At 67.1% G+C, this 15170-nt stretch carries 17 protein-coding genes; 8 read left to right on the forward strand and 9 right to left on the reverse strand.

What is annotated here, in order from left to right:
- Positions 1 to 35 precede the first annotated feature (35 nt).
- Positions 36 to 926 (forward strand): sigma-70 family RNA polymerase sigma factor, encoded by an 891-nt coding sequence (locus IEX71_RS09095; protein WP_188836712.1) that lies wholly within the window; start codon positions 36 to 38, stop codon positions 924 to 926.
- A gap of 126 nt (positions 927 to 1052) precedes the next feature.
- On the opposite strand, the gene IEX71_RS09100 is transcribed toward IEX71_RS09095, so the two are convergent.
- Positions 1053 to 2795 (reverse strand): HNH endonuclease signature motif containing protein, encoded by a 1743-nt coding sequence (locus IEX71_RS09100; RefSeq protein WP_188836713.1) that lies wholly within the window; start codon positions 2793 to 2795, stop codon positions 1053 to 1055.
- 154 nt (positions 2796 to 2949) lie between these two features.
- On the opposite strand from IEX71_RS09100, the gene IEX71_RS09105 reads away from it, so the two are divergent.
- Together IEX71_RS09105 and IEX71_RS09110 are read left to right on the forward strand one after the other, a co-directional pair.
- Positions 2950 to 3588 carry a GNAT family N-acetyltransferase gene (locus IEX71_RS09105; RefSeq protein WP_188836714.1) on the forward strand — a complete coding sequence of 213 codons (639 nt, stop codon included), beginning with the start codon at positions 2950 to 2952 and terminating at the stop codon, positions 3586 to 3588.
- A 36-nt stretch (positions 3589 to 3624) separates the two neighbouring features.
- Positions 3625 to 4197 carry a DinB family protein gene (locus IEX71_RS09110; protein ID WP_188836715.1) on the forward strand — a complete coding sequence of 191 codons (573 nt, stop codon included), beginning with the start codon at positions 3625 to 3627 and terminating at the stop codon, positions 4195 to 4197.
- Between the two features lie 3 nt (positions 4198 to 4200).
- Here IEX71_RS09110 and IEX71_RS09115 read toward each other — a convergent pair whose 3' ends face one another.
- Together IEX71_RS09115 and IEX71_RS09120 are read right to left on the reverse strand one after the other, a co-directional pair.
- Positions 4201 to 4851 carry a class I SAM-dependent methyltransferase gene (locus tag IEX71_RS09115; protein ID WP_188836716.1) on the reverse strand — a complete coding sequence of 217 codons (651 nt, stop codon included), beginning with the start codon at positions 4849 to 4851 and terminating at the stop codon, positions 4201 to 4203.
- Between the two features lie 89 nt (positions 4852 to 4940).
- Positions 4941 to 5405: a hypothetical protein gene (locus IEX71_RS09120; RefSeq protein WP_188836717.1), complete on the reverse strand. Its 465-nt coding sequence runs from the start codon at positions 5403 to 5405 to the stop codon at positions 4941 to 4943.
- Positions 5406 to 5605: 200 nt separating this feature from the next.
- Between IEX71_RS09120 and lon the strand changes: the two genes are divergently transcribed.
- Entirely contained in the window at positions 5606 to 7969 is a 2364-nt protein-coding gene (gene lon / locus IEX71_RS09125) for an endopeptidase La (RefSeq protein WP_188836718.1), read from the forward strand.
- 54 nt (positions 7970 to 8023) lie between these two features.
- On the opposite strand, the gene IEX71_RS09130 is transcribed toward lon, so the two are convergent.
- On the reverse strand, positions 8024 to 8845 hold the full coding sequence (locus tag IEX71_RS09130) for a family 43 glycosylhydrolase (RefSeq protein WP_188836719.1): 822 nt from the start codon (positions 8843 to 8845) through the stop codon (positions 8024 to 8026).
- Positions 8842 to 9081 carry a hypothetical protein gene (locus tag IEX71_RS09135; protein WP_188836720.1) on the reverse strand — a complete coding sequence of 80 codons (240 nt, stop codon included), beginning with the start codon at positions 9079 to 9081 and terminating at the stop codon, positions 8842 to 8844. Before IEX71_RS09135 ends, IEX71_RS09130 begins: the two co-directional genes overlap by 4 nt.
- 141 nt (positions 9082 to 9222) lie before the next feature.
- On the opposite strand from IEX71_RS09135, the gene IEX71_RS09140 reads away from it, so the two are divergent.
- Positions 9223 to 9663 carry a CoA-binding protein gene (locus IEX71_RS09140; protein ID WP_188836721.1) on the forward strand — a complete coding sequence of 147 codons (441 nt, stop codon included), beginning with the start codon at positions 9223 to 9225 and terminating at the stop codon, positions 9661 to 9663.
- On the opposite strand, the gene IEX71_RS09145 is transcribed toward IEX71_RS09140, so the two are convergent.
- Both IEX71_RS09145 and IEX71_RS09150 read right to left on the reverse strand, forming a co-directional pair.
- The gene (locus IEX71_RS09145) at positions 9623 to 10477 is read right to left on the reverse strand and encodes a hypothetical protein (RefSeq protein WP_229749607.1); all 855 of its coding nucleotides are present in this window, start codon (positions 10475 to 10477) and stop codon (positions 9623 to 9625) included. The genes IEX71_RS09140 and IEX71_RS09145 overlap by 41 nt on opposite strands.
- A gap of 42 nt (positions 10478 to 10519) precedes the next feature.
- Positions 10520 to 11119, reverse strand: coding sequence for an AAA family ATPase (locus tag IEX71_RS09150; RefSeq protein ID WP_188836722.1), 600 nt, complete (start codon positions 11117 to 11119; stop codon positions 10520 to 10522).
- A gap of 92 nt (positions 11120 to 11211) precedes the next feature.
- On the opposite strand from IEX71_RS09150, the gene IEX71_RS09155 reads away from it, so the two are divergent.
- Together IEX71_RS09155 and IEX71_RS09160 are read left to right on the forward strand one after the other, a co-directional pair.
- Positions 11212 to 11517, forward strand: a complete 306-nt coding sequence (locus tag IEX71_RS09155) for a hypothetical protein (protein WP_188836723.1) — start codon at positions 11212 to 11214, stop codon at positions 11515 to 11517.
- Positions 11518 to 11520: 3 nt separating this feature from the next.
- Positions 11521 to 12114, forward strand: coding sequence for a hypothetical protein (locus IEX71_RS09160; protein ID WP_188836724.1), 594 nt, complete (start codon positions 11521 to 11523; stop codon positions 12112 to 12114).
- 9 nt (positions 12115 to 12123) lie between these two features.
- Here the strand turns inward: IEX71_RS09160 and IEX71_RS09165 are convergent, their stop codons facing one another.
- Complete coding sequence (locus IEX71_RS09165) at positions 12124 to 13440, reverse strand: cytochrome P450 (RefSeq protein WP_188836725.1); 1317 nt, start codon at positions 13438 to 13440, stop codon at positions 12124 to 12126.
- Between the two features lie 6 nt (positions 13441 to 13446).
- Complete coding sequence (locus tag IEX71_RS09170; protein ID WP_188836726.1) at positions 13447 to 14208, reverse strand: alpha/beta fold hydrolase; 762 nt, start codon at positions 14206 to 14208, stop codon at positions 13447 to 13449.
- A gap of 53 nt (positions 14209 to 14261) precedes the next feature.
- Between IEX71_RS09170 and IEX71_RS09175 the strand changes: the two genes are divergently transcribed.
- A complete protein-coding gene (locus IEX71_RS09175) occupies positions 14262 to 15170 on the forward strand; it encodes a GNAT family N-acetyltransferase (RefSeq protein ID WP_229749608.1) in 909 nt (302 codons plus the stop codon).

Consider the following 15170-nt stretch of genomic DNA (forward strand, 5'->3'; position numbering starts at 1 on the left):
AGCAGGTGACGTACGACGCAGGGAGAATGTGACAGGTGAGCGACGACGAATTTCTGGCGCACGAGTTCGACACGCACCGGACGCGGCTGCGGGCGGTCGCCTACCGGGTCCTCGGGACGTATGGCGACGCGGACGACGCCGTGCAGGAGGCGTGGTTGCGCCTGGCGGGGACTGATCGCGACAGCATCGACAATCTGAGCGGTTGGCTCACGACAGTGGTGTCGCGGATCTGCCTGGACATGCTGCGCTCCCGTCGCGCGCGTGCCGAGGACGAGCTGGACGATGGTGACGCACCGTCGGCGCCTGTCACGGAAGAGCCGGAGTTCGTTGCTGTCCATGACGATTCAGTCACCGGTGCGCTGCTCGTCGTGCTCGATCGGCTCGGCCCGGCAGAGCGTCTGGCGTTCGTGCTGCACGACCTCTTCGGTGTCCCCTTCGAGCAGATCGCCGCGGTCATAGAGCGCTCCCCCGATGCCACCCGGCAACTGGCGTCGCGCGCCCGGCGCCGGTTGCGCGAGGCGGACGTGTCCAGCGCGCGTGAGCAGCAACGCAGCGCGGTGTCAGCGTTCCTGCGGGCGTCGCGCAGTGGTGACCTGGCCGGCCTGTTGGAGGTGCTCGACCCGGAGATCGAGTTGCGCGCGGACCGGGTCGCGGTGGCCGCGGCGGCGGCCGCTCCCGGCGGCGCACCTGACATCGACAGTTCACTGCACGGCGTGCACGCCGTCGCGGCCGCGTTCCAGGGCCGTGCGCGCGGCGCCGAGCTGGCTCTGATCGACGGTGTGATCGGCGCTGTCTACGCACCCGGCGGGCACGTGCTTTCGGCCATCGCCGCTCGGGTGGAAGAGGGCCGAATCGTCCGTATCGACATGTGCGCCGACCAGGACACCATCGCCGGCATGAGGATCGAGATTCTCGGCCGGCCGTGAGCTGGGCTCGACTCCTATACGTGATGCCCTGTTCATGTGGTGTTCATGGGGTTCACCAGCGGAATCGGCTTGCTTGCCTGCGCGTTCGCAGTCTTCTACCCGACGCGCGCGGCCGCACGCGGACTCTCAGTCGCCGGGCCGTGTCAGGTATCGACGACCGGACGGACTCGTCCACGTGCAGACGCCGTCGTGTGTCATCGAAACAGCCCAGCCGCCTTCGTGTTTCGCCCTGTGATGGTGTCGGCAGAGACACTGCAGGTTCCATGCGGCGGTCGGCCCGTCGGGCCAGCGGATGACGTGGTCGACGTCATCGAGTCGTGCCGGCCTCGTGCAGGTGGGAAAACGGCACTGCTGGTCTCGGGTGACCACGAGGTGTCGTAGGCGGGCACCGGGTCGGTAGGTGACGTCGGCGGTTTCGATGGTGGCGCCAGTCCTCATGTCGACGAGAGCACGCGTCAGTTTGGTGCCGAGTGCCCGGTACAGACCGGTCAGCACGGAGGCGGGTATGACGCCGAGTCCCTCGACGACAGCGTCAGTCACGTGGTGGGTGTCAGGAGGCCCGGAAGCTACCGCCTGGTGCAACTGTTTGCGTCCGTCCGGTCGTCTTCGGTCGATCTGGTCGAACCGCTGAGAGCATGCGGAACCGTTTGATCCGAAACCGATTCGGAGTCGTGGTCGGATCCTGCCGCTGGCTGTGGGGTGCTCGCCGGACCTGACGAACTTCTCAGCCACCAATGAGTCCGCGTCGCAGGGTGTGCGGACCCCGACGGTCGTCGTCGGCGTGTCCAGCCTCGTCAACGTGTCGAGTCCGGCCGCCACGCTCTGCCGGATCAATTGCTCGAGCCCGGTCGCGGCAGGTGTCGATGCCGACCACTCGGCACCGGTCGAGTCAGCTTCGAAGGTGCGCGGCACCACGGCAGTCCCGGCGGGCGAACCGTTGCCCGCAGCACTCGTGGTGCCGGGCAGGACGGGAGCCTGCACTACACACGTGGTGCTGACCGCGACGTTGCCGAGCATGAGATCGACGAACGCGTCCACTCTGCACTCGTCGAGGCTCTTGCCGGTCGTGGTGTCCTTGTGCAGCTGCCGCGCCAGTTCGTTGATGCCGGCCATGATCCGCATCGCGTCCCCTGTCGGCAGCAATGCGCGGAACACACTCAATGCCGGCTCGTGGTGCGGAAACGCCCGGGCGCCCTTCGCATTGACACGGCGCTTGGCAGCGGCGTGCTCGGCCTCGGCCGGCCACAGGTCTGCAAGCAGTCGGCGCGTCCGCCGGACGAGCTTGGTCGAGGTGAACGGCACCGGCTCACCGGTCTCGTCGTCTGCAGCGTTGTCGGCTCGTGCGTCCTCGATCGCGGCGAGCAGCTCGTCCTCGACTGCCCGGGCTGCCTTCGAACTCACCCCGGACAGGGTGTCGGCGACGATGTTGATCTTGCGCGCGTCGAGCGACCCGCTCGCGGTGAGCTCGAACATCGCTGGCGTGCAACGGATTGCGTCGACCGCCTCGCTGAGACGGTCGGTGGTCTGCCGGTCGGACCAGCCGAGTCGCGCACCGATCTCCTGGGGCAGCCATTCGTCGGTATACGTGCCGATCGCGTGCCGGACTTCACGCGGCTTCTCACCGGGTGACACAACCTCCTCGGTCGCGGCCACCTGTGCAAGTCGGACGGACTGAGCTGCCCACACGGAATTCTGCACCTGCCGGCAGGTGACCACCTGCTCGATCAGTGCGTCCCGAGAGACGCCCACTGTCCCGGTCCGAGCCTTGCCCGTCGCAGCCCGCACCAACGCGTGTGCGGTCGCGAGCAGCTCGTCGACGGACGCGCCGATGATGGGATCCCCTGCGACGAGAAGCCGTTGCTGCGACATACCAGAGTGATACCTGTGTTCGATGTGCTGAACAACCCTGCAGCGCATCAAAGTCGTCGTTTTGCAGCATTATTCGCGGGAAGCAGATAGATCTGCAGGACCCCAGCTCGATATACGCAATGACTCGCGGGATCCGCTCTGCGAGGCTGGCCTCATGACACTGCAGTGGCCGTTCGACGAGCTGACGATCACCGGGCGCGACGTGCTGCTCCGACCCGTGCGGGACGCCGACATCGAGCATCTCGTCGCGATCTTCCCGGATGACTTCGACCTGGACCCGCGCTTTCCTCCGCTGCCCGAACTGCCGCCGGCCACGGACCGCGAACGCCTTCTCGTTCAAAGCATCTGGCGGCACCGCGGCTGCTGGTCAGTCGACGACTGGGCCCTGGACTTCGGTGTATGGCGGGACGGCACACCCGTCGGCATACAGACCCTCGAGGGCACGAGATTCCCGGCCGACCGCACGGTCGACACCGCGTCGTGGATCGCGAAACCGTTCCGCGGCAAGGGTTTCGGCATACAAGCTCGCGAGTTGGTGCTCGCTTTCGCATTCGAGCAACTCGAGGCAAGAAGGGCCATCACATCCGCCGTCGTGACCAATCAAGCGTCGCTCGGTGTGAGCCGGCATCTCGGCTACCGCGACACCGAGGTCACCCCGCACATCACCGACGACGGTGTGGTCGACCTGCAGCATCTGACGCTGGACCGAGACGCCCGGACGACCCGCAAACCCGAAACCCGCATCAGAGTCAACGGATTCGACGACTGCGTGCCGTTCTTCGGGCTTGTCTGAGCGTCCGGCAAACGATCAGGTGCAAAACTGACGCACATGGCCACGGACCCCAAGGACGCACTGAAGAACTACCTACAGGGTGCGCGAGACGTGCTCGTCTGGAAGCTGGACGGACTGTCCGAGCGCGAGATGCGGTTACCTCGAACGCCGACAGGGACGAACCTGCTCGGCCTGGTCAAGCACGCGCTCAACACCGAGGTGATCTACTTCGGCCCGACGTTCGGGCGCGCCTGGCCGACACCTGATGAGCTCGTCGCGCCGGACGATCCCGACCCGCGCGCCGGCTGGTACGCGACCGAGCACGAGACGGCCGCAGGCATCATCGACCTTTACCGCCGCGTGCAGGTCTTTGCTGACGACACCATCGATGCCCTGCCGCTCGACGCGATCGGCCATGTCGCCCACTGGGGCGACGCGGAGGTGACGCTCCACGAGATCCTGGTCCACAAGACGTCGGACCTGCAGCGTCACGCCGGCCACGCCGATATCCTGCGCGAGCAACTCGACGGATCGGTCGGCCTGCTACCCGGTCACAGCAACGTGCCGGACACCACCGACTGGCCGGCGCACTGCGAGCGCCTGACACGAATCGCGGATCGGTTCGACTGACCTTCAGCAGTCAGCCGGTCGCGTGAACTCGCCCACCCACCGATCACCGCCACGCATCGGGATCCGGCGTAGGCGCATGAGTCGGACTCCTCCGACCGCAACGCTCTCCACTTCACCGCGCGGCAGGAGGAATGGCGGCCCGGGCGGATCGTCAACACCAGGACACCGCGCGATCACAAGCACTTCCCCACCTTCTGCACAGAGTGACGCGGCACCTGCCGCGCCGCGCATGTGCAGCGCCTGCGGCATGCTCTGCAGCGTCGTGCACTCGACCACCAGGTCGAACGCCTGGCGCCACCCAACCGGCAGATCGAGTAGGTCGGCGAGCCGGTAGTCGACGACCGAGTCCGGGTGCCGGGCACGCGCCGCCGCAACCGCCGCCGCCGAGACGTCGAACCCCACGACATCGAAGCCGTATGACGCCACGAGCTCGGCATCGTCGCCATACGCCGCGCCGATGAGCACCGACCGACCGCTGCCGATGCCCTTCGGAAAGCGCTCGCGCAGCCACGTCACCAAGTAAGGCGTCGGCTCGCCGTGATCCCACGGCACGGCAACCGAGCCGTCGCATGCTTCGGCATACAGCCGCTCGTACCACTCCGATCCCCCGGCAGCGTTGATGGCGCATTCCGGAATCTGCTCCTCGTCACTCACCGGATTATGATGGCCGACGAGAATCGCACGTTCTTCGAAACGTGGCCGCATCTCCTGCCGGCCCCAACCCCGGGCGCGGTCGCGTCGGCTCACATCAACGTGTGGACACCCGGCCTCTCGGAATAGTCGACGATCCCCTCATAGAAGAACTGCAGGTTGTCCTCGGCGCCGTTCGAGATGCGCCCCTCGACCTTCTGCCAGCCCAGCACCTTCACGTTGTTCCGCGGCTCGCCGACCACCATGATCACCGGATTCCCCGGAGCGCTGCTCACGAACCAACGGTCCGGGAAGTCCCTGATGATCGTCGCATAGAGATACCCGGTCACCTGCCGGTGCAACACCCGTTTCGCGTCATCGGTGAGCGACTGCTCGAGCGCGGCGGCGATGATGTCCTCGACCTGAGCCATCTCGCTCCGGGTGTAACCCAGACCGTGCGCCTCGGCGAAGTCTTTGCCCTGCACCATCAGCGCGTGCATCTGCTCCTGCATCGCCACCATCTCCGGGCTGGACATCTTGTCCGCCCCGGTCTTCTTCGCCTTCCGGAACAAGCCCATGCCCATCTCCTCGTATGCCGCAGTTTCCTCGGTATGACGCGGACATCGCGCATTCCGCTCCCGGCGAACAACCCTTCGGGAACAAATCTCCCGCACCGAGCCTTGAGCCGATAAGACTCAACTTTCACCGCGACACGACCCGTCCACCGGCACCGGCCGACGAACCCGCTCGTGTCGCCATACGCCTCACGAGGAGAGCGATGACCCGAACAACACAGCTGCCGGTGCTGTTTCTGCACGACCAGGTGGCACTGCCCGGTATGACGCTGCCGATCGAACTCGACGACGAGGCCCGCGCGGCGGTCGATGCGGCCCGCGCAGCCGACATCGAGCAGCTGCTGCTCGCGCCGCGCATCGACGACAAATACCCGACGGTCGGCGCGGTTGTGACCATCGAGCAGGTCGGCCGGATGCCGAATGGCGAGGCAGCCGCAGTGCTGCGCGCCACCGACCGCGCCCGCATCGGTCGCGGTGTGGCCGGTCCCGGTGCCGCCCTCTGGGTGGAAGCCGAGGTCGTCGAGCCCGGCGAGCCGACCGAGCACACCTTGGAGCTAGCCACCGACTACAAGCGGCTCGTGGTCGCGACCTTGAAGCACCGCAATGCGTGGCAGGTGATCGACCATGTCGAGTCGACCAGCGACCCGCACGCGCTCGCCGATCTGGCCGGTTGGGCGTCATACCTCTCACCGCAGCAGCGCATCCAGCTGCTCGAGGAGACCGACGTCGACAAGCGGCTCGAGACACTGATCAAGTGGACCGGCGACCACCTTGCCGAGCAGGAAGTGTCGGACAAGATCGCCACCGACGTCCGCGACGGCATGGAGAAGAGCCAGCGCGAATTCCTGCTGCGCCAGCAGTTGGACGCGATCCGCAAGGAGCTCGGCGAGAACGAGCCCGAGGGCGCGGACGATTACCGCACCCGGGTCGAGGCAGCCGAGCTGCCCGACGCCGTACGGGACGCCGCGTTGCGCGAGGTCGGGAAGCTGGAGCGCTCCAGTGAGCAGAGCCCGGAGGGCGGCTGGATCCGCACCTGGCTCGACACCGTCCTCGAACTCCCTTGGAACGACAAGACTTCCGACCGCACGGACATCACTGCTGCCCGCGAGGTGCTCGACGCCGACCACCACGGCCTGGACGACGTGAAGGACCGCATCGTCGAATACCTCGCCGTGCGTGGCCGCCGCGCCGAGCGCGGCATGGAGGTCGTCGGTGGTCGTGGCTCCGGCGCCGTGCTCGCCCTCGTCGGCCCGCCCGGGGTCGGCAAGACGTCGCTCGGCGAGAGCGTGGCGCGTGCGCTCGACCGCAAGTTCGTGCGCGTCGCCCTCGGCGGTGTGCGTGACGAGGCCGAGATCCGCGGTCACCGGCGCACGTATGTCGGGGCTCTTCCCGGCCGGATCGTCCGCGCCATCAAGGAAGCCGGCTCGATGAACCCGGTCGTGCTGCTCGACGAGATCGACAAGGTCGGCTCCGACTTCCGGGGCGACCCGGCGGCCGCGCTGCTCGAGGTGCTGGACCCGGCACAGAACCACACGTTCCGTGACCACTACCTCGAACTCGACCTCGACCTGTCCGACGTGGTCTTCATCGCCACGGCCAACACGCTCGAGACGATCCCCAGCGCCCTGCTGGACCGGATGGAGTTGGTCGCCCTCGACGGCTACACCGAGGACGACAAGGTGGCCATCGCGTCGACGCACCTGCTGCCCCGGCAGCTCGAGCGCGCGGCACTGACCGCTGACGACGTCACCATCGACGACGCTGCATTGCGTGAGATGGCAGGCGATTACACCCGCGAAGCCGGCGTCCGGCAGATGGAGCGAATGATCGGCAAGATCCTGCGCAAGGTCGCCACCAATCTCGCGATGGACAAGGCGGAAGCGCCGGTGCGAGTGACGGTGGAGGACCTGCACGACTACCTCGGCAGGCCACGCTTCACTCCGGAGTCACCGGAGCGCACCGCGGTGCCCGGTGTGGCCACCGGACTCGCCGTCACCGGCATGGGTGGTGACGTGCTCTTCATCGAGGCGGCGAAGCCGACGACGACGTTGCAATCCACCTCTGCCGACAAGGATTCCGCGCCGTCGCTGACCCTCACCGGCCAGCTGGGCGACGTGATGAAGGAGTCCGCGCAGATCGCGCTGTCCTACCTGCGCGCGCACGGGTCCGAGCACGGCGTCGACGTGTCCACGCTCGCCGGGCAGATCCACCTGCACGTGCCCGCCGGTGCGACGCCGAAGGACGGTCCGTCCGCGGGTGTCACCATGGTGACCGCGCTGACGTCACTGGCCACCGGTCGCCCAGTCCGCAGCGACGTCGGTATGACGGGAGAAGTGACCCTCAACGGTCGTGTCCTCCCGATCGGCGGTGTGAAGCAAAAGCTGCTCGCGGCCCAACGCGCAGGCCTGACAACGGTGTTCATCCCGCAGCGGAACGAACCCGACCTGGAGGACGTGCCCGACGAGGTGAAGTCCGCGCTCGACATACGACCGGTCAGTGACGTGGCGCAGATCCTCGACGCCGCGTTCGAAGCGACCACGGTCGGCAGCGCACACGGCGCAGCCTGACGCCGGGGCACTAGGAACGGCCGGGCAGGGCGACTCCTGTCCGGCCGTCGCGCGTCACGACTTGCGCGCGTCCACCCCGGTGACCTTCGGCACGCCGCTGAAGAAGCCCAACTCACCGCTGTAGAGATAGAACGGGTGCGACTTCCCCGCACCACCCGGCCGGCCGGACCAGAAGATCCGGTAGGCCTTCGCCCGCGGTGAGTAGTAGACGTCCGCGTCGCCCTGACCACAGGTGTTGGTGTTGGCCGGGAAGCTCAACCGATGGGAGGTGGACGGCCAACTCCACGGATGCGTCGAAGTCCGGTACTCCGTGTGATAGCTGCACAGCGTGTAACCACCGAGCGAGGTGAACAGAGTGAAGGTGTTGCCGCGCTGCACCATCACCGGGTTCTCCTCGATGTTGTCGGGGCGTGTCGTGAGAATGTGACTCGCTCCCCAGATCTTCACCGCCGTCGCATTGCTGGCGGCCTGCACCCGCACCATCCGGATCGTCGAGTAGTAGTGGAAACCTGGCTGGCCCTTCGTGCCGACGCTGTGCTGCGTCTTGTACGTCACGTAGAGGCCCCGTGACCCGTTGACCGTCAGGAAGCGCGGTGTCGCATCGATCACCGAGTCGTTCGACGCGGCACCAGCCATCACGTCGGGTGCGCCATACCGCCCGTTGACGCAGGACAGCGGCGTCTTGGCCGGCGTGTAGGGACCGGTCGCCTTCGTCGCGAAGGCGACACCGATGCAGCGCAGGTAGCTCGAGTCCTTCCGCTGGGCCGCATAGGTGAGCATGTACTTCCCGGTCGACACCTTGATGGCCGAGGGTGCCCAGACCGCGGGGTGCGACGTCGACGTCGATTGCTTCGACCACACCGGATCGGCGTTCATCGCGTGGGGCACCTGCTTCCACGGCCGTTCGCGTATGGCGCGGTCGCGACCTTCCCCCGCCAGCCGGTGTAGAAGTTCACGAACTGCCCGCTGTCCCAGAGGATCCCCGGATCGCCGACCGGGAAGGTCGACACGGGGGTGCGGTAACCGGCGGCCTGCGCGGGCGTTGCGAGCACCACGGTGGTGGAGGCTGCGGCCGCGATGGCGAGGGCGGCGGCTGTGCGACGAAGCTTCATGGGGTTCTCCTGACTACTGAGGTTCCGGCTACGGTCCAGGAAGCTAGGGGCTCGCCCTGCGAATCGACTGCGACGCGGGCCGGGCGCTCGCAGCGGAATCGCAGTGCGGACTCGAGCACCCGGCTGGCATACCGTGGGTCCGTGAGTGAGCAGCCGAAGTGGACCGGTCCGACCCGCCCCGAACTCCGTGGATTACTGCGCGACGCCCGGACGGTCGCGGTGGTCGGCGTCTCCGACAAGCCCGCCCGGCCCAGCCACGGCGTGGCGGCATACCTGATCGAGCACACCCACTACGAGGTGTGGCTGGTCAACCCGCACCTGACCACGCTCTTCGGCCGGACCGTCTACCCGAGTCTTGCCGCGCTGCCGTCCGCACCGGACATCGTCGACGTGTTCCGACGCTCGAGCGAGTTGCCCGGCATCACCGACGAGGCCATCGCCGTCGGCGCGAACACCCTGTGGTTCCAGCTTGGCCTGTATGACGAAAGGCTGGCAACCGCAGCGACTTCGGCCGGCCTCACGGTCGTGATGGACCGCTGCCTCAAGGTCGAACATCGGGCGCTGCTCGGCCCGGCAGACTAGTCGCGGCATCGCGGCGCGGGTCCATCAGATCGACGGTCTGCAGGATCCAAAAAGCTGCGAAGAGACCCAAGAGCGCGATCTCCAGCCCCAGCATCGCGTAGTCCCACGACGTCCGAAAGATCGCGAACCCGACCGCGGCGCAACCCATTCCGATGAGCACCACCCAGTAGGCCAAGTCGAAGCGGGTGCGGCTCGCAGTCGCCTTCCGGGCGATCACCCGCACACCCCAGTCGGTGTTGAGCGCCACGACTCCGGCGAACGGTAGGAAGGTGAACGTCGCCGCCAGCGTGTGCGCGTGGCCGGCGAATGAGGTGCGATCCACCGCCAGCCACACCACCCCGACCAGCCAGGCGAGTGCCACCGACGCCAGTCCGATGACGCTCCAGCCGGACACGCGCTCGTGTCGGCGTACTCGCCGAACGGCGAACCCCAACACGATGAAGTAGCCGATGCCCAGCACGGTCAGGAAGGTCGCAGCGTTGTTGGTGATCGCGACCACGTCCGGTGACCGCCCACTCTCCGGCGTCGGCACGAACGCCACCATCGGGGCGCTGATGCCGGCAAGCTTGAGGCAGACGTTCTCCGCATCGGTGTAGCCGCGCAGCGCGACCAAGCAGACCCCGACACTCGCCAGCACCGCGACGAACACCGGCCCGGCGGGTGTGTAGTAGTACGCGCTGATCGACGTCTGCCAGCCGCCACGGACCGTCTCGATCCCGACCGAGACGGTCAGCGCCAGGAGCAGCGCCAGCAGGCAGGACCGCAGGTAACGGTAGGTCGTCACCTCGGCGGTCATCTCCAGATTGTCTTCCATGTCATCAAGGAGTGCGCGGTATGGCGTGTTGATGCATCGCGGCTACAGCCGGATGTGTCGTATGCCGACGGCGAGCCGCCGAACCTGGTATCGCGCCGGCCGCATCCGGGCACCGGTCAGCGGGAGTCCGGCGTCGGCTGCGATCCGCTCCACGACCTGGTCGATCGACAGGTCGTCGGTCGGCACGTGGGTCGCGTATCGATCCCCTCTCAGTGCTGCCACACAGCGATCGATGTTGCTCAGTGCGAACGTGTCCTCGAAACCGACGATTGTCGAAAGTCGTGACCTCAAGCGACTTTTCAAGGTCTCCGGAGTTGCCGACAACGCGAAGTGGCGCACATCGACGCCACGACCTCGCAGACCGCCGACGATCTCGTCAAAGTAGTCGTCCCGCACGATCGTCATCGGCACGATGACCGGCCCGCGTGCGGCACGCTCAGCCTGCTGCAAGGTGTCGACGATGCCGGACCGCCACTGCGGGATGTCCTGGAAGTCGCCCCGCTCGTGCGCCGGAAGCATCTTGTGCAGTGCGTAGCCGAGTAGCTCGGGGTCCGCGACATGCGCATCCTCCACTCGACGCTGCAGCTCATGAGCAGTCTGCGTCTTTCCCGCCCCGAAGGCACCGTTGATCCAGATCAGCACCCAAACACCGTACGAGACGGGCTATCAGCCCGGTGCGCTACTTTCCGCTCGTGGCAGTTTCAGGGGACCGCATCAGTCCCACCCGTCGCGACGTGCTGACGCTGATCGGAGCGGGCGGTACGGCGGCCGTCCTCGGTGCGTGCAGCAATGGGGCTGCGGCCGCGAGCAGTTCGAAACACCCAGCGAATCTGCCTGCAGACGTCGTCGGCCGGATCGAGGACAGCAGCGACATCCCCGTCGAATTGTGGAAGCGCACCGACCTGAGAAGCAAGGTGTCGGCGCGGGTGATCACAGTCGGCGACATCGCCGCGAGCGACCTTTCGGAGTGCGCGCTTTTTGCCCAGGAGTCTGTCGCCGCCATCGAGCGGATCACCGGGATCCACCCGAATGAGGCGTAGCTCATGCTTCTCCCGCGCAACGGTGCCGAGTTCAAGAAGTGGATAGTCGGTTCTTCGAAAGATGTAGCCGGAGGGTACGTCCCACCGGGGTCCCCGGGCACCCAAGGCTGGATCGTCATCGACACCGCATCAAGCATCGGCCCCGGCCGAACACTGCTCGACAACCGCGCATGGTTGGAACACGACATTCGCCACGAGTTCTTTCATGCCAACACCCTGCCGGAGTCCGACAGTGCAGGGAACGCACCGCTGTGGGTCACGGAGGGATACGCCGAGTGGGCAGGGTCAACGGCGATCGTTGTGTTTCCGCAGACCGCACCGCCGCCGACCCTGCCGGTGACGAACTCTGAATTCGCGAAAGTCAGAGCCACCGATGCCTACGCGCAATCTTTCATGTTCGTCTCCTACCTGGTTGCGCGCTTCGGCCAGGCTGCCGCTATCCGCTTCTACAAGCGGTCGCTCGAACCGGCCTACGGCAGCACGGCCGCCAGCTTCGCGCACGTCTTCAAACACGACCTCGCGTCGGTCGAGAAGGGCTGGTCCCGGCAATACAAGAAGCAGGTCGCCGCGCTCGACGTTGACGTCTACGTGAAGTGAGTCGGCCGCCTACTCCCAGCTGATTGGCAGTCGCTTGACGCCGCGCTGGAAGTTCGAGCGGAGCAACACCGGCTCGCCGGCAAGTTGTATGGCGCGCGTGCGCCCCAGCACCTCACGGAAGAGATGCGTCATCTGCACGCGAGCGAAGTGTGCACCGACACAGACATGCGGTCCGTGCCCGAAAACTCTGTGGTTGTTGGGCTTTCGACCGATGAGCAGCTCGTCCGAGCGCTCGAACACGGCTGGGTCGCGGTTGGCGCCGAGGTAGGACACCACCACCTTGTCCCCGGCAGCGATCGCGGTCCCGGCAAGCACCGTGTCGCAGGTCGCGGTGCGGCGGAACGTCATCACCGGTGTCCACCAGCGCAGCAACTCGTCGACAGCACCCGGGATGAGCGACGGGTCCGCACGCAGGGTCGTCATCGTGTCCGGATTCGACAACAGCGCGATCATCGCGCCGGGCAGTCCGTTGCGCAGTGTCTCGTTCCCCGCGACGGCGAAGAGCCAGAACATGTTCTCGAACTCCTCGACCGACAGCTCGCCGCCGTCCTCGCTCCGCTGGGCGAGCAGGATCGACATCACGTCGTCGCCGGGTTCGGCGCGCTTGGCGTCACCGAGCAGGTGCGCGTAGTGGTAGAGGTCCGGCATACCGTCGCGGCCGCGCGGGTCCGGCATCCGGCCGTCGGCATCCGGCGCAGGCCGCAGTGCCACCGCCTCGCGGGCGATCGAAGTGCCTTGTCCCGCATCGAAACTCGCGGAGCTCGCGTAGTCGGGGTCGAGGAAGCCGATCACCCTGTTGGACCAGTCGAACATCAGCCAGCGGTCCTCCGCCGGCACGCCGAGGATGTCCGCGAGCGTGAGCAGGGGCAGATCGGCCGCGACGTCCTTGGCGAAGTCGCACTCCTGAGGACCGGCGAGCATGCGATCGACGATCCGCTCGGCATGCCCCGCGATCCGGTCCTCCAGAGCACGCACCGCACGCGGAGTGAACGACGCTGCGATCATCCGGCGCAGCCGGGTGTGCTCCGGCGGGTCCATGTTGAGCATCATCCGCTGCACGTAGTGCAGGTCGCGCTCCGTCGCAGGGTCGCGGATCTGGGTGCCGCCGAGCGCCGAGGAGTAGGTCGCCGCGTCTCGCACGACCTCGGTGACCAGACCGTGATCGATCACCAGGTGATAGCCCGAACCTGCTGGCAACCCTGGCAATTCGGGTTCGTCCACCCAGTGCACGGGCCCGCGAGCACGTAACTGCTCGAGCAGGTCGAACGGGACGCCGGTGGTGTAGGTGTCCGGGTCGTGCAGCGGGGCGGTCGACGGGTGCGCCATACGGGCTCAGTCCAGTGCGTCGAGGGTGCGGTTCAGGTCCGCCATGAACTCACCCGGCGACTCGTACATCGGGTAGTGCCCGGCGTCCTCGATGACGTCCAACTGCGCGTCGGGGAACAGCTGCAGCCAGGTCGCTTCGCAGGTCTGCGGACCGAGCGCCGGGTCCCTGGCACCGGCGATGAGACGCAGCGGGACGTCGACCGTCGGCACCTCGTCGTGGAAATCGGTCGTGCCCCACGAAGGCAGGTAGGCAGCGAACGCCTCGCGTCGGGAGTTGGCGACCGAGAAGCGCACCATCTCCTGAACCCATTCCTTCGGATGCGCGTTGCCGGTCGTGAAGGCGATGATCGCGGCACGGTTGTCGTCGCTGGCCGCGGCGCCGTCGAACAGCGCCCAAGACTCGGCATCGAACGGTATGCCGGTCGGTGGCACCGGGGACACGCCGACCAGCGCAGTCACACGCTCGGGCGCGTCCGCGAATGTCCGCATCATCGCAGTGCCGCCCATCGAGTGACCGAGCAATGCGTAACGATCCCAACCGAGTTCGTCGGCGAGCCTGCGCGCGTCGACGCTGATCTCGGCCAGGTCGTAGTCGCCGGTCTCGTCCTGTCGGCTGCCATAACCGCGGTAGTCCAGGAACGCGAACGTGTAGCGGTCCTGGTCGATCAGCAGCGGCAGATCGCCCCATCCCTTCGCCGAGCCGAACCAGCCGTGCAGCGCGAGCACATGAACGGGGCCGGAGCCCACCACTACGTGTCCAACGGTCATCTCCGCACAATAATGCGTAGCGGGCCCTCCGAACCGTGACTAGCTTCGAATGTATGACGAGCAGCGTGACCGTCCGACCCGCGACCGTCGAAGATGCGGACGCGATGGCCGCCCTCCGGCGGGTGGTGTTCCCCTACAAGCTGATGCCGGCCGCGATGGTTCGCCGCTCGATCACCAGGCACCAGCCGGAAGAACGCTCGCTCGCGATGGTCGCCGAGGCCGGCGGCAGCATCGTGGGCTGGGGCACCGCCCGGCTGAACATCTGGACCAGCGTCGCCGGACAGAGCAACATCTCGGTCCTGGTCGACCCCGAGCACCGCGGGCGCGGGATCGGCAGCGCGCTCGTCGAATGCTTCCACGACCACCTCGCGGCCGCGGGCGCCGCGAGGACCCAGGTCTTCGCCCGGCAGGACAGCGCAGCCTTCGCGCAGCGCCGCGGTTACGAGGTCACCCGGACGATGCACTACGCCGGCGTGCCGCTGACCGATCTGCCCCCGCAGCCCGATGCTCCGGCCGGGGTACGGGTGCACGCCTATGACGACGCCGAACTCGACCCGCACGCCGTCTACACCGCCGAGATGCTGGCATCCGCCGACGAGCCGGGCGACGCCCCGTTGGACTCGATCGACTACGACCGCTGGTTGACCGACTTCTGGAACAACCCGTCGATCGACCGGACCCTCAGCACCGCAGCGGTGTCCGGTGACGAGGTGCTGGCGTTCACGATCGTCGAGACCGACGGCGAGCGGTTGTGGTCGGCGTTCAGCGGGACGGTCCCCCAGCACCGCGGGCGTGGCCTGTCCAAGCTGGTCAAATCGGCCGCCCTGCACCGGGCCGCGGCGCACGGCGTCAGCCGGGCGTTCACGTCCAACGATGATCGGAACGGCCCGATGCTCGCGGTCAACGACTCGCTCGGTTACCGCCGGGTCGCCACCGAGAAGGGCCTCAGCCGCACGTTGTGA

It is taken from the genome of Flexivirga endophytica, from assembly GCF_014640635.1.
GTDB classification, from domain to species: Bacteria; Actinomycetota; Actinomycetes; order Actinomycetales; family Dermatophilaceae; genus Flexivirga; species Flexivirga endophytica.

Excerpts from the sequence above, each read along its gene's own strand:
- IEX71_RS09160 (WP_188836724.1), top strand. The coding sequence starts at position 11,521 with ATGCTTCTCCCGCGCAACGGTGCCGAGTTCAAGAAGTGGATAGTCGGT.
- IEX71_RS09170 (WP_188836726.1), bottom strand. The coding sequence starts at position 14,208 with ATGACCGTTGGACACGTAGTGGTGGGCTCCGGCCCCGTTCATGTGCTC.
- IEX71_RS09135 (WP_188836720.1), bottom strand. The coding sequence starts at position 9,081 with ATGAAGCTTCGTCGCACAGCCGCCGCCCTCGCCATCGCGGCCGCAGCC.
- IEX71_RS09110 (WP_188836715.1), top strand. The coding sequence starts at position 3,625 with ATGGCCACGGACCCCAAGGACGCACTGAAGAACTACCTACAGGGTGCG.
- IEX71_RS09130 (WP_188836719.1), bottom strand. The coding sequence starts at position 8,845 with ATGAACGCCGATCCGGTGTGGTCGAAGCAATCGACGTCGACGTCGCAC.
- IEX71_RS09175 (WP_229749608.1), top strand. The coding sequence starts at position 14,262 with ATGACGAGCAGCGTGACCGTCCGACCCGCGACCGTCGAAGATGCGGAC.
- IEX71_RS09105 (WP_188836714.1), top strand. The coding sequence starts at position 2,950 with ATGACACTGCAGTGGCCGTTCGACGAGCTGACGATCACCGGGCGCGAC.
- lon (WP_188836718.1), top strand. The coding sequence starts at position 5,606 with ATGACCCGAACAACACAGCTGCCGGTGCTGTTTCTGCACGACCAGGTG.
- IEX71_RS09165 (WP_188836725.1), bottom strand. The coding sequence starts at position 13,440 with ATGGCGCACCCGTCGACCGCCCCGCTGCACGACCCGGACACCTACACC.
- IEX71_RS09100 (WP_188836713.1), bottom strand. The coding sequence starts at position 2,795 with ATGTCGCAGCAACGGCTTCTCGTCGCAGGGGATCCCATCATCGGCGCG.
- IEX71_RS09120 (WP_188836717.1), bottom strand. The coding sequence starts at position 5,405 with ATGGGCTTGTTCCGGAAGGCGAAGAAGACCGGGGCGGACAAGATGTCC.
- IEX71_RS09145 (WP_229749607.1), bottom strand. The coding sequence starts at position 10,477 with ATGGAAGACAATCTGGAGATGACCGCCGAGGTGACGACCTACCGTTAC.